Here is a 14,207-nt window from a genome sequence, read left to right on the forward strand (position 1 = left end):
TCCAGCCGTTGTCGCGCGCCTTGTGGGCGGCGGTGATCCGTGACTCCGCGTGGAGCTTCGCCATCGCGGAGGAGAGGCGGTTGCGGACGGTGCCATGCGCGAGCCCGAGCGACCGTGCGATCTCTTTCGTGGCCAGACCCTCCGTGGTGAGACGGAGCACGTCCGCTTCGCGCGCTGTCAGGGGGCTCTCGTCCTCGGACAGCGCTGCCGCCGCGAGGCTCGTGTCGATGTACCGCTCGCCGGATGCGACCGATCGGATGATGTCGGCGAGCTCGGATGCCGGCGTGGATTTCGGGACGAAGCCGCGGACCCGAGCGGCAAGAGCGCGCTTCAAGGTCCCCGGTCGTGCGTGCCGGGTGACGATGACGACCTGCGCTCCTTCCGACCGCACGGACCGTGCGGCCTCGATGCCGTCGAGCTGCGGCATCTCGAGGTCGAGCAGGGCCACATCCGGGCGATGCTCGAGGATCGCGGAGACGGCGGCTCGGCCGTCGCCGACGTCAGCGACCACCTGGATGTCGGGCTCGAGCGAGAGGAGCGCGACCAGCGCCCCGCGGATCAGCACCTCATCGTCGGCGATCAGGATCCTGATCACTGCTCCTCCTCCCTTGTGTCCCGCGATGCGGTAGGGATGCTGACGACGAGGGTGAACGCATCATCGTGACGTCGTGTGCTCACCGTTCCGTCCCAGGCGCCGACCCGTTCCCGGAGACCCGCGATGCCGGTGCCACCGGAGCGAACGGCACCGGAACCGTTGTTCGTGATCGTCAGCCGGTACTCGTCGGTGGTCGGGCGGACGAGGTCCAGCGTGGCCTTCGTCGCGGTGCTGTGCCGGAGGATGTTCGTGGCTGCCTCGCGGATCGCCACGGCGAAGACGGCTCCGAGGTCCGTAGGGAGATCCGGTGTCTCGATGCGCGCGGTGCAGTCGATCCCCGCCGACTGCAGCACGGCCGCGGCATTGCGTGCCTCCACCGCTACGGTCACCGTGCGGTAGTCGTTGACGACGGCGCGTGTGTCCTCGAGCGCAGCCTGGGCGATCGACCGGATGTCGGAGAGCTCTGCCGCCGCGAGTGCCGCTTCGCCCGAGCGGAGGCGGCGTTCGGCGAGTTCGCCCTTCAAGGCGATCACCTGGAGGTGGTGACCCTGGATGTCGTGAAGGTCGGTGGCGAACCGCAGCCGCTCCGTGGCCACCGCGAGCTCGGAGGCCGTCTGCCGCGCCTGGTCCAGGCGAAGCACGACGCGCAGCACCCAGATGGTGGACAGCGGCATGAATGCCATCAGCACGAGTGTGCTGACGATCACGAACGGATTGGCGCCGTCGATGTCGGTCCGGGCGGCAACCGAGGCGGACGCCGTGACCGAGCGGGAGACGCCGCCGAGGGCGATCGCTCCGAGCACTCCGGCAATGACGACGGCACGCCACCAGCCGCCGACGACGCAACCGAGCATGCCGCCGGCGATGGCGAGCAGGAACCCCCACCCCCACCCGCCGAACGGCGGGATCAGGGCCAGCGCCCAAGTCAGGCCGACCAGCGCGAGCAGGGCGAGCAGGAGCGGATGGCGCCAGAGCGCACCGCCGGAGGGTCTCAGCAGCAGGGGGATCGCGGCCAGGGCGAGGATCGTCGCGGCGATCGTCGTCGTGACGAGCAGAGTCGGGCGCAGCCCCGACTCGCTCGTCACACCGAGCACGAGTTGCAGGAAGCAGCCGATGAGGACGAGCAGGGCGAGCGTTGCGGCGCTCACGCCGCGCACCCACCGGAGATCTGCGCCGGCCTGTCGGGTGCGCGGCCGTCCGTCCGTCATGACGTCAGCGTACCGGGAGCGATTTCAGGAAGGCGTTCGTGTCCGTTCCGAGCTCTGCCGCCCGGGTGTGGTGCAGGTAGTGCTCACCCTCGAGCGCGATGACCCGACCGCGCTCGACGCTCGCCGCCTGCTGCTCGTGGAGCGCGAGCCAGCCGGAGACGTCCTGATTGTCCTGCACGACGAATAACAGGACGGGCAACGATGACGGGAACGTCATGCCCCGGACCGACGCGAAGTTGTCCGCGGATCGGTTCATCTCGTCGAGGAGCGTCGGCTCGGTCGAGTTCCTCGTGGTCAGCAGTCGCATCTGCTCCTTCGTGTGCTCGTCGTAGGGCATGCCGGCATAGGGATCTCCGGACACCGCGGCCATGACGCGGAGGATGCCGAGGTCCCGAAGGGCGACGAGGCCGTCGGTCGGGACGGGCTCGTTCCAGCCGGGCTGATCGGGGACGCTGCTGTCGATCCCGACGAACGCGATGAGCTCGTCCGCATAGAGGGCGCTGTACTGGAGGGCATAGATCCCCGCGATGGAGTGCCCCATCAGGACGTAGCGATCGACGCCGAGCTGCTGCAGGGCCGCATGGACCTCTCGGGCGATGTTCTCCGCCGTGCGAGGGGTGTCGGCCTGATCGCTCAGGCCGGTGCCGAACGGCTCGACAGCGATCACCCGGTGCGTGTCGTCGAGCTGACGGATCAGAGGCTGGAAGTCGAGTGCCGGTGCCGAGGTGCCGAGGCCTGGCAGGAGGACGATCGTCTCCTCACCGGACCCGCTGACCACCACGTTCATCTTCTTGCCGTCCACCGGGACCCGTTCGCCATAGGGCGTGATCGCCGCGAGGTCGGACTTGGTCGCCACGACGTTCACGACAGAAGTGGTCATGAGGAGCAGGACAGGAAGGGCGACGATGGCGCCGATCGTCAGCAGAGTGATCTTCACTCGTCTTCGCAAGAGGTTCTCGTCTCAGGAGGGCGGCTCGGTGTCCGCGATGGGGTCGTCCCTCCATCACAGCGAACATCCGAGACCGGCAGAAGTGCCCTGATGTCACGCGGAACAGTGACGGATGTCACGGCGCGCACACGCCGAAGCCCCCGGAATCCGCGCGGGTGCACGGGATCCCGAGGGCTTCCTCCGACCGTCGCCGATCAGCTCATCCGCGTCCAGATGATGTACACCAGGATGGCCGCGACGATGACGCCGCCGGTGATGGCAGAGCGGCTCTTGGACGCCTGCTGGGCGGAGGCCTTCTGCTTGGTCCTGGCGCGGCGCACGGCGGCGGAGTCGGCGCCGAGCACGCGCTCCATGGCAGGGATGTTGGTGCGGTAGATCTTCAACGCCTCGCGATGCCGTCCGAGCGCGATCAGCGTCTCGGCCCGGTCGTCGGTCGCGTCGAGGGTGACTGCGTGCTCGGCGCCGATCGTGCGGGCGCCGGTCTCGGCGGCATCGTCGTAGGCGGCGAGCGCTTCCGGGAAGCGCCGGGCCTCGGCCAGACGGCGGCCGAGCCAGATCCGCAGCTGCACCGCCCGTTCGGGGTCGGATCCGGCGCCGTCGGCGACCTGGATCGCCCGCTGCTGCACGGGGACCATCGCATCCACGAGACCGAGGTGCGAGAGCACGATACTCTGGTCGTTCAGCGTGTCGGCGAGCGCCCAGTGGTCGCCGGGCAGGAGCCGCTCGAGCTGTGGCACGATGCGCGCGTAGGCGTCGGCGGCCTCGCGGTACGCGCCGAGCCGTTTCGAGCATTCGGCGGCGCCGCGCTCGGCCCTCAGCCAGTCGATGCCGGCCGTATCGCTCAGCGCGTCGCGGGCGCGGCTGTACTCGACCAGGGCATCGCCGTAGCGGTTCTGCCGGGCGAGGTGGTCGGCGTAGCGCAGCGCCGCGAGCCCGGGCGAGGTGGTGCCGTCGTCCGTGACGCTCTCGGCCGAGACGAATCCGGCCCTGACCTGATCGGCGAGTACGTCGCGATCCTGCTGGGCGTCACCGAGCCGCGCGAGGATCCCGTCCAGATCGCGGATCCGGCGGAGCGTCTGCGGGTCCGTCTCGCCGAGGACGGCGCGCGTCTCGGCGACGACGCGCTCCGACAGTTCCCTGGCGCGGGGCAGATCTCCCGCGTCCGCGACCGTGCCGGCGAGCGCCGACAGGGTGCTGAGGGTGTGCGGATCGTCTGCGCCCAGCGCCGCCGTGCGCCGGGCGAGAACCGACTCGAAGCGTCGCGCCGCCTCCGCATAGCGGCCCAGGTGCCGTTCCTCCTGTGCGCGGTTGTGCAGGGTGATCAGGGTGTCCCTGTGGTCCGGACCGAGGATGCGCGACTGCAGCTCATAGAGCCTGTCGTAGGTCGCGGCGGCTTCGGCGTCCCGCCCGAGCTGGCACGCCGCCAGTGCGAGGTTGCCGATCACGCGGGAGCCCTGGGCGGTCTCCGCGGAGCCTTCCGCCTCGAGCCGTGCGAGCACAGGTCGCAGCAGGGCCTCCGCCTCGGCGGCGCGGTCGCTGCGCAGGTACACGGCGGCGAGATCGATCGCGTGGCCGACCTCGCCCGAGGCGTCGTAGAGCGCCCGCATCTCGGCGGCGGCCTCGTCGCTGCGTCCGAGATCCTGCAGGGCGAGCGCGCGGGCGGCCCGGATCTCGGAGATGATCTGCGGGGAGGCGCCGTCGTGCTGCGCGATCTCGATGGCGTCGGCGAGCACTGCCTCGCCCTCGGCGTTGCGCCCGATGCCGCGCAGCGTGGCACCGAGGGCGTAGCGGGACTGGGCGAGTCTGGTCGCCGCGGTGCGGCGGTCCTCCGGCGTCGATGCCTCGGCGGCGAGGCTCAGCTCGAGCGCGAGCGATCGTTCGAACTCTGCGAGAGCCTCGGTGGCATGGCCGGCGTCGCGCAAGGCGGATCCGAGGTCGTCCCGCACATCGATCTCGCTCCGGCGTCCCGCGGCGCCGAGCTCGCGGAGACGGTCGGCACCCGCTCGCAGCGCATCCAGAGCTTCGGCGGAATGGGGCGCGTACCACCGGGACAGGTCCGTCCAGGCGTGCGCGATCTCATTCGCGAGATGCTCGGGAGACACCGGCGAAGGGTCGGGATCCGCGCCGGGCGCCCGGCTGGCCGGCTCGACGGATGTCGACTCCTCGATCGCGCGATCGACATGCGCGCACCGCGCGATGGCGGCGGCGAGGCCCGACGCGGCGAGCTCGGGGGAGGAGTGCGCGGCGCGGGCGTCGCGCAGCACGCGGGCCAGGAGGTCCCGCGAGCGGAGCGCGGGCGTGGCGCCCGGTGCGCGATCCGCGGTGTCGTCGACGATTCCGCGGGCCTCCGCGATGAGCCCCGGCCACAGTCCCTCGCGATCCTCCCGATCGAGCTGCACCTCGACCGCCATCATCCGCGACGCGAGCACCTGGTCGGCGCCTGGTCCGAAGCGCGCGGTCTCCAGCACCGCGATCCGACGGACCAGCGGCAGCGGATCGTCCGCGATCGCGCCGTCACGGGCGAGCACCCGCAGCGTGGTGGCGCGGAACTTCATCGCATCCAGGGTGAGGGCGTCGTCCTCCCCGCGCTGGCGCTGCAGCGCCGGGATCAGCAGCACGAGGTCGGCATCGGCGCCCGCCGCGTCGCCTGACCAGTACCGGGTCCTCGCGCGCCACCACCAGGCATCCAGTGTCGAGGGCGCGTCGAACCCTAGGAGCGCGCGCCGGCCGTCCAGCACCTGCCCCCAGAGCAGTGCGGACTGCTCGTCCTCGTCGATCCGGGACAGCTCTGTCGCCTTCGCCGCGAGCGCCGTCAGGTGGTTCTCGCCGCGCTCGTCCGCAGCCGCGGCGCGGGCGATGAGCAGGTCGTAGGCGTGCAGGCCCTCGGCGGGGTTCAACCGGGTGAGCAGCTGCGCCCGCCGGTCCAGCAGCCAGAGCACGCGGCCGTGCGCACCGCCGAGCGCCTGCTCGCCCTCGGCGATCAGTGCGTCCAGCGCGGCGACGACGGTTGAGGAGGCCGGACCCTGTCCGACCATCTGCTCGGCGGCGCGGGCGTAGAGCCGGTCGTCGAGGAGTCGCTCGCGGTGCTCGTCCAGGTGTCCCTGGTCGGCGAGTGCGCTCTCGCAGACCTCGGCGAGCGTGCGGTACATCTCCCTGGCGTCGTCCTCGCGGCCGAGTTCGTCGAGGCCGTATGCGAGCCCGCGCAGTGCGCTGCGGTGGGCGTCCCCGCCCTCGCCCTCGGTCATCAGCGCCTCCGGGAGCAGCCGGCGGAAGGCGTCGAGAGCCTGGGCGATGCGCACCGGATCCTGGCTCGAGACGTCGGACCACGCGGATTGGAGCGCATCTGCCATCACGCTCTCGACAGTAGAAGGCCAGGGGGTGGCGGGCAACTCGCCCACGCCGTGCGGAAGCTGGGAGTGCGTCAGCCGAAGGCGCCGACGACGATCGTGAGGTCGTCGTGGATCTTGCCGTCGAAGTCCGCGCGGGTGCGGAGCTTTTCCTCGCCGGCGCGGATCTCGGCGGCCAGCCCCTCCAGATCTCCGGATGAGGCCCGGCGTGCGAAGGACGGCAGATCGTGGGCGTCCACGAGCTGGAATCCGCGCGTGCCGCCATCGGAGGCGGCGATCAGGGCCGCCGTGTCGTCGATCTCCCGGCGCCCGATGAGGGCCTGCGCGGCGACGGCCGGATCCGCTTGCGCGCACCAGAAGCCGCCAGGAGCGTTGCGGCACTCCTCGAGCGCTCGCCAGCGGAGCGCTGCCCATTCGTCCGTGCCCGGATCGGCGGTCTCGGTGCGGGCGGACAGCAGCTCCCTGGAGCGACGCGCCACCGAGTGCTCGATGCGGTCGTCGGTGAACTCCTGCGCGCGGCCTGAGACGTCCCGCACGACGATCGAGGCATCGCAGAGCACGAGATGTTCGACCTCGGCACCGTCGACGCGCCAGGCGGCGACCGTCGCGCTCGGCGAGCCGTCCTCGAGCGTGCACGTTCCGGCGTGCAGCGCGGTGACCGCGGCGATCGCTCCGGCCAGGGCGTCACGCATCGGGGTGCCGCGATCGACCAGCCGGGCGCAGAATCCGTCGGCGAGGCGGCGCGCGTACCAGGCCACGGAGTGCGTGCAGCCACGGCGCAGCTCCGCGGGGATCCCGGCGCCGTCGACGACGACGCCGATCCCGGCGGCCAGCGCGATCGCGTCCTCGTTCTCCCGGTCGGGGGCGGCCGGAAGCGTCAGACAGATCGTCCGCACGGGCATCCTGGTCAACTCCGCGGGTCGATCAGGACCAGGCCCTGCTTCGTGTCGGATACGGTCACCCATCCCGGACCGAACAGGTAGGTCATGCCGTAGCCGTCCTCGTCCTGGCTGAGCGAGGCGCGCGGGTCCGCGGTGATGTACACGCCGCGGCTGCTGTCCTCACGGATCCAGCCCGACGCCACCAGCTGCTCCTGGCGGGCCTTGGCGTCGGCGCCCGCGATCGGCGCCCAGCCGTAGAGCAGGCCGTGGTCGGAGGCGATCGCCGGATCCGACCAGAGGCACTCGATGCCGCCGGGCACGGGTTCGGGTCCGAAGGCGAAGTCCCGCTTCATCGCTGCCCAGCCCTGCTTGTGCAGCGCGGCGACCGTGTCGGAGGGGATCAGGGTCTCGCAGCTCAGCGAGGCCGGCGGCGTCGCCGGGGTGTCCGAGGTGGGCGGCGTCGTCGACTCGGGGGCTGTGCTCTTCGCGTCGGGCGTGGGCTTCACGCTGGGGGCAGGCGAAGGGCCGGGGGAGGGGGCGCCTCCACTGCACGCCGTGGTCGCGGTGAGCACGCCGACGGCGAGCCCCAGCGGCAGGACCACGCGTGCGAGAAGGCGCATCAGGGGACGGCCGGGCTCTGCTGTCCGACCGGGCTGGGCTGCGCGGCGGCAGAAGCGTGCAGCTGCTCCAGGAACGCGGAGTGCAGCACGCCGTTCGTGGCGAGCGCCGAGCGTCCTGCGAGCGTAGGGGTGCCGTCGAACGCGGTCGCCGTGCCGCCCGCCTCGGCGACGATCGCGAACGCCGCCGCGATGTCGTACTCCTTGACGTCGAACTCGGCGACCATCTCCAGGCGCCCCTCGGCGAGCATCATGTAGGAGAAGACGTCGCCGTAGGCGCGGTCCCGCCACACCCGGCGGCTCAGCGCGATGAGCGCGTCCAGGTGCCCTGCCTCGTCCCACTGCGCGATGCTCTGGAAGCTCACGCTCGCGTCGTCCAGGCTGGCCACGTCGGACACCCGGATCGCGCGGGGCTCGGCATCGGTCGACGCCCACGCGCCGAGGCCGGGGGCGGCCCACCAGCGCCGGCCGAGGGCCGGCATGCTGACGACGCCGACCTTGGCGACACCGTCGACCGCGAGGCTGATCATGGTGCCCCACATCGGCACCCCGCGCAGGAAGTTCGCGGTGCCGTCGATCGGGTCGATGACCCACTGCCGGTGCGCGTCGCCGGAGGTGCCGAATTCCTCGCCGAGGATCCCGTCCTCCGGGCGCTCGGCCTGCAGGATCTCGCGGAGCGCGCGTTCGGTCGCCAGATCCGCGTCGGTGACGTGCGAACGGTCGGCCTTGAGCGACACGTTCAGGTCGGCGGCGTCGAAGCGCGGCAGCGACTGCGCATCGGCGGCATCGGCAAGGCGGAGAGCGAGGTCGAGGTCGCTCTGGAAGTCTGCTTCGGCGCGGGTCTCAGTCACGTCTCAAGGATATGGGGCAGGGCCGACTCACCCTGGGCGAACGCGGCCCAACGCGCACTCGGGGCGGACGACACGCCAGGGATGCACGCGGACTCGGCGCCGATTTCGCTTCCGTCAGATCCGCTGGTAATGTGATTCCTCGGCCGGGGAACCGGCCCGCCGAGCACCTCTAGCTCAATCGGCAGAGCAACTGACTCTTAATCAGTGGGTTCTGGGTTCGAGTCCCAGGGGGTGCACGGATAAGCCCCGATAGATCTCGCCATCTATCGGGGCTTTTCTGCGTCTGCGATCCGTCCGCTTCTCTGCGGCCGTATGACACCTCGAACGCGATCCGCTCCGCTCTCCTGTCGGAGGTCGTGCTGCCTTCACGCCTGGCGATGGCCGGCGCATCCTGCGATGAGCGCGTCATGAATCGAAGCGGGATGCGTCTCAGTACGTGCGAGGTCTCTCGCTCCGTCCTCGTCGGGGGCGGGAACTGGGGAAGTCATGACTGGGGAGGGCACGTGCCCATGAACGGAGAGAACAGCGCGCCGGATCGCGAGGGCATCCGGCGCAGGACGGTCATCAAGGGTGCTGCGTGGTCGGTGCCCGTCATCGCCGCCGCTACGGCGCTGCCTCATGCGGCCGCCTCGCCCGCGTGCTCCGTCACGGTGCCCGGGTGGTCTGGATGGAGCGGCAGCAACACCGGAAGCTTCACGGCGGGCACGTGCGGCAATCCGCAGCCCGAGCCGAACGGGATGTGGTGGCAATGGTGCGACGCGAGCACGACCTCGAACTACACGCTGACGAAGTGCGCCACCGTGACGATGGTCGCGGGCAAGACGTACACGATCACCTTCACGACCCAGGCCAATCGTTCGAACCCGGTGCCGGACTCGCCCGCGAACCTGGTCCTCGCCATCGGCGGAGCACAGGTCTGGGCGGGGTACACGGTCGGCTCCACGGGAAAGAGCGCCAATCCCGGAGGAGCCAACGCCCAGCAGCTGACCACGGCCGGCAACGGGAGCAACTTCACCAACCAGACGTGGACGGTCCTCTACACAGCGCCGACGACCGGCGATGTGCTGATCTGCTACACCTGGACGGCGTATCAGCGGACCTCGGCGAACGGCAGCGCCTCGACGGACGACATCGGAACCTCGCTGCCCTCGATCACCTGCAGTTAGCGCTGAGGAGCACGATCGGAGAAAAACACGGGAGAGTCGCGTCATCGATCGGGTTTCCCGGAGTCTCACCTGTGCATGGCTAGGGCGCCGTCGAGAACCCCAGAGGCTCGAGGGTGCTTTCCCGCTAGCCGTGTCGCCATTGGGGATGGCGGGTGCGGCCGGACTGTCCCCCCGGCCGCACCGTTCCCCCGATCGCGGGATCTGTCGCCGGCGAGGAGTTCGACCGCCTGAGGACTCTCGCCGCCGCCGGTCGCGCTCAGTAGACTCGCGCCATGACCGATGGGGATGGGACGGCGGAGAGCCCGTGGCGGCTGCGCACGGCGCCGGGCTCGAGTGAGTACACGATGCACCGCGACGGCGACGAGCTCGTCTGCCAGGTCGGCTCGACCACCCTGCGATACCAGTCGAGGGCGATCGAGGATCTGCACGCCTGGCTGCGGGCCCAGGGCGACTGGGTGCCGCTCGGGGCCGCGGACGAGCAGAAGCCCGCGGCCGAGGGAACCGTGGAGGCGTTCGGCCGCGCCGAGGACAATCCGGTCGGCGGCTGGTACGGACTGCGCAAGGGCTATCGCGGACGCTTCGGCATGTATCTGCCGCCGCTGCTCGAACAGCTCGGGCTGGTGGAGCTGGAGCACAACGCGCGGAACAACCGCGTGCGCGCGCTCTGAGCGCGTTCCTGCGCGCTCAGACGACCCGCACGGAAAGCAGCTGATACCCCTCCGGCACCTTCGCCTCGAGGGCGGCCATGTCATCGGCCTCGATCTCCTGCACGCCATCGCGGCGCACGATCGTGCCCTCCGCGGTGAGGACCGTGTCCTTCTTCGCCATCGCGACGGGAGCGGACGCGAGCTGCCATCCCTCGGGGGTCTCTGCGGCGAGCAGGTCCTGGATCTCGTCCAGCTCCTCGGCCTGCACGGTGTGGGTCTTGGACTCGACGGGGCGCATGAGACCGATCAGCATGTCTCCAGCGTAGAGCCCGCCGCCGACGACGAAGCCCGCCCCGCGCACCGTTGTGCGGGACGGGCCGTTTCGCGGCACCCGTTCGGGTCGGGTGCGGATCCTCAGGCGGCGTCGCCGATGAGGATCGCCTCCGCATCCTCCGCGGCGTCGTGCGAGCCGCGATCGATGTGCGCGAGCGCGCGACGACCGAAGAGCACCACGAGCGCGGCGATCAGCACGGAGACCCCCGCGAACAGGTACGGGACGGTGTCGCCCCAGAGGTGCGACAGGAGCGCCGCGAGGGGAGGGGCCACGGCGCCGCCGATGAAGCGCACCGCGGAGTAGGCGGACGATGCGACCGAGCGGGGCAGATCCGTCGCCTCCATGACGGCCTCGGTGAGCACGGTGTTCATGATGCCGAGCAGCAGGCCGCCGACGATGATGCAGATCACGAGCGCCATCGGGATCGCCACCAGGATTCCGGCCACGATGAGGTCGATCGCCAGCAGGGGCAGCACGAACAGGATGATCCGGGTGATCGGCATGCGGCGCAGCAGGATCGGAGCCACCCAGACGCTCGTGACCGCGAGCGCGATGCCCCAGCCGAAGAACGTCAGGCCGATGCCGATCGCGCTGAAGCCGAGCGGGAACGGGGAGAACGCCAGCAGCACGAAGAAGCCGATGTTGTAGAACAGCGCGGCGACGGCCAGCACACCGAGAGCGGGGCGGCCGAGCGCCTTGAACGGCGCGGAGAACGGCACGGGCTGACGCTTCTCGAACGGGCCGCGGAGCAGCGTCAGCACCGCGATGAAGCCGATCGCCATGAGCACGACGACGCCGAAGAACGGGCCCTGCCAGGCGACCTCGCCGAGGAGCCCGCCGAGCAGCGGGCCGATCGCGATGCCGAGGCCGAGGGCGGCCTCGTAGAGGATGATGGCGGCGCTGGAGCCACCGCTCGCCGCTCCGACGATGGTCGCGAGCGCGGTCGAGATGAACAGCGCGTTGCCGAGACCCCAGCCGGCGCGGAAGCCGATGATCATGTCGACGCTGCCGCTCAGGGCGCACAGCAGGGCGAAGACCACGATGAGCGCGAGGCCGATGAGCAGGGTGGCCTTGGCGCCGATCCGGCTGGAGATCCAGCTCGTGAAGAGCATCGCCACACCGGTGACGAGCAGGTAGCTGGTGAACAGCAGCTCGGTCTGCACCGGGGTCGCCTTGAGCGACTCGGCGATCGCGGGGAGGATCGGGTCGACCAGCCCGATGCCCATGAACGCCACGACGCAGGCGAAGGCGACGGCCCAGACCTGTGCGGGCTGTTTCCAGATCGATACCGAGGAATCGGTGGTACTCAACGTGCTGTCCTTTCCAGAAGCGAATGGGTGTGCAGGATCTCGGCGGCGCGGGAGAGGTGCTCCCAGTCCGAGTCGTCGAGGTCGCTGAATCGCGGAGCGAGGATCCGCTGGATCTCGTCGCGCCAGGCATGCAGGGCGGCGCGCCCCTCCGCCGTGATCGTGACGACCGTCGCGCGGGAGTCCTCGGGGTCGGGGGAGCGCAGCACGAGGCCCTCCTGTTCGAGCTGGCCGAGCATCCGGGTCATCCCCGGCTGCGTCGTGCGGCTCGTTCGAGCCAGCTCGCCCACCCGCTGCCCGTTGTTGCCGTCGAGCAGGCTCAGTGCTCGCCACTGCGCCGCAGGAGCGTCGTTGCCGGCCTCCTGCGCGGCGATCCGGGTGAGCGCGTGCGTCGAGAAGACGATCGACTGCAGGATCTCTCCGTGATTCATAACTGAAGTATATAACTACTGGTATGTAAATAGCAATGCGCTGCGTGCTCCCGTCGCACAAGATGCCGCTCAACGCGGCGCAGAGCGGCAACTTGTGCGACGGGAGCGAGCTGGCGCCGCGGCCCGGCGCGCCAGGATCCACTCGGTGGGGCGCCGCGCTCAGCGTGAGGCGCGGCCGGCGATCCGCGCGGAGAGCTGGTGGGCGTGTGCGAGCAGGGTGCGGCCGAGCATGGGCAGGCGATCGGGGCCGAACCGGAATTCGACGCCGGTCAGGCTCAGTGCCCACTCCGGCCGTCCGTCGCGGTCGAACACCGCGGCGCCCATGCCCCAGCTGCCCTCGACGATCAGGCCGGGGTTCACGGCGTATCCCCGTGCCTTCGTCTCCGCGAGACGCCGGCGCAGCGGAGTCGGCGCGTGCGTGCGCCCCCAGCGCTCGCCGAGTTCGGGATGGCGCGCCAGATACGCATCCACATCGTGGTCAGGCAGGAACGAGAGGATCGCGAGTCCGGCGCTCGCGACGCCGAGCGGGAAGCGCACGCCCTCGCTGAGCACGAAGGAGCGGATGGGGAACGCCCCCTCCTCGCGCAGCAGGCACACGGTCTCGTCCGCCCTGCGCACCGAGAGGAACGCGCTCTCCTCGGTCTTCACCGCCAGGGATCGGACGATGTCGCGTGCGAACTCGGTGATGTCGTAACGCGCCGCGGCCACTGTTCCCATGAGGTAGAGCTCCGGGCCGGGCATCCAGAGGGCCGTCTGCGGATCCTGGTCGACGAGGCCCTCCGCGCGCAGCGCCGAGAGCAGGCGGTGCACGGTCGAACGGCTGAGCCCCGAGGTCGCGGCGAGCCGCTGCAATGCGGCGCCGTCGGGGGAGGCCGTGACGAGGCGGAGCAGTTCGGCGGCGCGCGCGATCGCCTGGGCTCCGGGGACGGAGCGCTTCGCGGGAGACGCCTGTTCCATGATGTGGACGCTACTGACGTGGACGACCACATCGCAAGCGCGGGCTTGAATGACCCGTCGCCCCGGCGCAGAGTGGAACCGTATCCCACACGAAGGAGTGGCGCGTGATCGACAAGAAATGGGCCTCCGCGGCGGACGCGGTGGCCGACATCCCGGACGGGGCCTCGCTCGCCGTCGGCGGATTCGGGCTCTCCGGGAACCCGAGCGCGCTGATCGGGGCGCTCCTCGCCCAGGGCACGTCGGGTCTCAGCGTGGTCAGCAACAACTGCGGCGTCGACGACTGGGGGCTCGGGCTGCTGCTCGGCGCGCAGCGGATCCGCAAGATGACCTCCTCCTACGTGGGGGAGAACAAGGAGTTCGAGCGCCAGTTCCTGTCCGGCGAGCTGGAGCTCGAGCTGACGCCGCAGGGCACGCTCGCCGAGAAGCTCCGCGCCGGCGGATCCGGGATCGCCGCGTTCTACACGCAGACCGGGGTCGGCACGCAGGTCGCCGAGGGCGGCCTGCCGCGGCGCTACGCCGCCGACGGGTCGGTCGCGATCGCCTCGCCCGCCAAGGACGTGCGCACCTTCGAACTGCACGGGCAGCCGCGCGAGTTCGTGCTCGAGGAGGCGATCACCACGGATTTCGCGCTCGTGCACGCCGCGCTCGGGGACCGGCACGGCAACCTGATCTTCAACAAGGCCGCGCGCAACTTCAACCCGCTCGCCGCCATGGCGGGCCGCATCTGCATCGCGCAGGTCGAGCGGCTCGTCGAGCCGGGGGAGCTGGATCCGGATCAGATCCACCTGCCCGGCGTGTACGTGCACCGCGTGGTCGAGGTCGGATCCGACATCGAGAAGCGCATCGAGCGGCGCACCGTGCGTCCCTCGACCAGCTCGGGGACCGACTCCGGCTCCGGGAACGGGGAGGCCTGACAT

The 14,207-nt window shown here is 70.7% G+C and carries 14 protein-coding genes and 1 tRNA gene; 4 read left to right on the forward strand and 11 right to left on the reverse strand.

The features are described from left to right. The 7 genes from B7X32_RS10695 to B7X32_RS10725 all read right to left on the reverse strand — a co-directional run. Positions 1-595 (reverse strand): response regulator transcription factor (locus tag B7X32_RS10695; protein ID WP_292719314.1); only part of this gene is annotated, 595 nt, incomplete at its 3' end. Next, on the reverse strand, positions 592-1,803 hold the full coding sequence (locus tag B7X32_RS10700; protein ID WP_292719316.1) for a histidine kinase: 1,212 nt from the start codon (positions 1,801-1,803) through the stop codon (positions 592-594). The genes B7X32_RS10700 and B7X32_RS10695, both read right to left, overlap by 4 nt. Before the next feature lie 4 nt (positions 1,804-1,807). Beyond that, the gene (locus B7X32_RS10705; protein WP_366246980.1) at positions 1,808-2,740 is read right to left on the reverse strand and encodes an alpha/beta hydrolase; all 933 of its coding nucleotides are present in this window, start codon (positions 2,738-2,740) and stop codon (positions 1,808-1,810) included. A 206-nt stretch (positions 2,741-2,946) separates the two neighbouring features. Further along, positions 2,947-6,102 carry a tetratricopeptide repeat protein gene (locus B7X32_RS10710; protein ID WP_292719318.1) on the reverse strand — a complete coding sequence of 1,052 codons (3,156 nt, stop codon included), beginning with the start codon at positions 6,100-6,102 and terminating at the stop codon, positions 2,947-2,949. 71 nt (positions 6,103-6,173) lie between these two features. Further along, the gene (locus tag B7X32_RS10715) at positions 6,174-6,995 is read right to left on the reverse strand and encodes a hypothetical protein (RefSeq protein ID WP_292719320.1); all 822 of its coding nucleotides are present in this window, start codon (positions 6,993-6,995) and stop codon (positions 6,174-6,176) included. Between the two features lie 11 nt (positions 6,996-7,006). Next, positions 7,007-7,600, reverse strand: coding sequence for a hypothetical protein (locus B7X32_RS10720; RefSeq protein WP_292719322.1), 594 nt, complete (start codon positions 7,598-7,600; stop codon positions 7,007-7,009). Beyond that, the gene (locus B7X32_RS10725; protein WP_292719324.1) at positions 7,600-8,448 is read right to left on the reverse strand and encodes an inositol monophosphatase family protein; all 849 of its coding nucleotides are present in this window, start codon (positions 8,446-8,448) and stop codon (positions 7,600-7,602) included. Before B7X32_RS10725 ends, B7X32_RS10720 begins: the two co-directional genes overlap by 1 nt. Positions 8,449-8,611: 163 nt before the next feature. Between B7X32_RS10725 and B7X32_RS10730 the strand changes: the two genes are divergently transcribed. The 3 genes from B7X32_RS10730 (at position 8,612) to B7X32_RS10740 (ending at position 10,282) form a co-directional block, all read left to right on the forward strand. After that, positions 8,612-8,684: transfer RNA gene (locus tag B7X32_RS10730), tRNA-Lys, on the forward strand. Positions 8,685-8,957: 273 nt separating this feature from the next. Next, complete coding sequence (locus B7X32_RS10735; protein ID WP_292719326.1) at positions 8,958-9,614, forward strand: hypothetical protein; 657 nt, start codon at positions 8,958-8,960, stop codon at positions 9,612-9,614. A gap of 272 nt (positions 9,615-9,886) precedes the next feature. After that, complete coding sequence (locus B7X32_RS10740) at positions 9,887-10,282, forward strand: DUF6855 family protein (protein ID WP_292719328.1); 396 nt, start codon at positions 9,887-9,889, stop codon at positions 10,280-10,282. A gap of 16 nt (positions 10,283-10,298) precedes the next feature. Here the strand turns inward: B7X32_RS10740 and B7X32_RS10745 are convergent, their stop codons facing one another. The 4 genes from B7X32_RS10745 to B7X32_RS10760 form a co-directional block, all read right to left on the reverse strand. Beyond that, on the reverse strand, positions 10,299-10,574 hold the full coding sequence (locus tag B7X32_RS10745; protein ID WP_292719330.1) for a hypothetical protein: 276 nt from the start codon (positions 10,572-10,574) through the stop codon (positions 10,299-10,301). 101 nt (positions 10,575-10,675) lie between these two features. Beyond that, complete coding sequence (locus B7X32_RS10750; protein ID WP_292719332.1) at positions 10,676-11,905, reverse strand: MFS transporter; 1,230 nt, start codon at positions 11,903-11,905, stop codon at positions 10,676-10,678. Beyond that, positions 11,902-12,333, reverse strand: a complete 432-nt coding sequence (locus B7X32_RS10755) for a MarR family transcriptional regulator (RefSeq protein WP_292719334.1) — start codon at positions 12,331-12,333, stop codon at positions 11,902-11,904. The genes B7X32_RS10750 and B7X32_RS10755 overlap by 4 nt, the downstream gene beginning before the upstream one ends. A 159-nt stretch (positions 12,334-12,492) precedes the next feature. Further along, positions 12,493-13,290, reverse strand: coding sequence for an IclR family transcriptional regulator (locus B7X32_RS10760; RefSeq protein ID WP_292719336.1), 798 nt, complete (start codon positions 13,288-13,290; stop codon positions 12,493-12,495). Positions 13,291-13,394: 104 nt separating this feature from the next. Between B7X32_RS10760 and B7X32_RS10765 the strand changes: the two genes are divergently transcribed. After that, positions 13,395-14,204, forward strand: coding sequence for a CoA transferase subunit A (locus tag B7X32_RS10765; protein WP_292719338.1), 810 nt, complete (start codon positions 13,395-13,397; stop codon positions 14,202-14,204). The last annotated feature ends 3 nt before the right edge of the window (positions 14,205-14,207 follow it).

The organism is Microbacterium sp. 13-71-7, assembly GCF_002257455.1.
Lineage (GTDB): Bacteria > Actinomycetota > Actinomycetes > Actinomycetales > Microbacteriaceae > Microbacterium.

Coding starts and splice junctions, on each gene's coding strand:
- B7X32_RS10760 (WP_292719336.1), bottom strand. CDS start 13,290: ATGGAACAGGCGTCTCCCGCGAAGCGCTCCGTCCCCGGAGCCCAGGCG.
- B7X32_RS10700 (WP_292719316.1), bottom strand. CDS start 1,803: ATGACGGACGGACGGCCGCGCACCCGACAGGCCGGCGCAGATCTCCGG.
- B7X32_RS10745 (WP_292719330.1), bottom strand. CDS start 10,574: ATGCTGATCGGTCTCATGCGCCCCGTCGAGTCCAAGACCCACACCGTG.
- B7X32_RS10755 (WP_292719334.1), bottom strand. CDS start 12,333: ATGAATCACGGAGAGATCCTGCAGTCGATCGTCTTCTCGACGCACGCG.
- B7X32_RS10720 (WP_292719322.1), bottom strand. CDS start 7,600: ATGCGCCTTCTCGCACGCGTGGTCCTGCCGCTGGGGCTCGCCGTCGGC.
- B7X32_RS10735 (WP_292719326.1), top strand. CDS start 8,958: ATGAACGGAGAGAACAGCGCGCCGGATCGCGAGGGCATCCGGCGCAGG.
- B7X32_RS10740 (WP_292719328.1), top strand. CDS start 9,887: ATGACCGATGGGGATGGGACGGCGGAGAGCCCGTGGCGGCTGCGCACG.
- B7X32_RS10710 (WP_292719318.1), bottom strand. CDS start 6,102: ATGGCAGATGCGCTCCAATCCGCGTGGTCCGACGTCTCGAGCCAGGAT.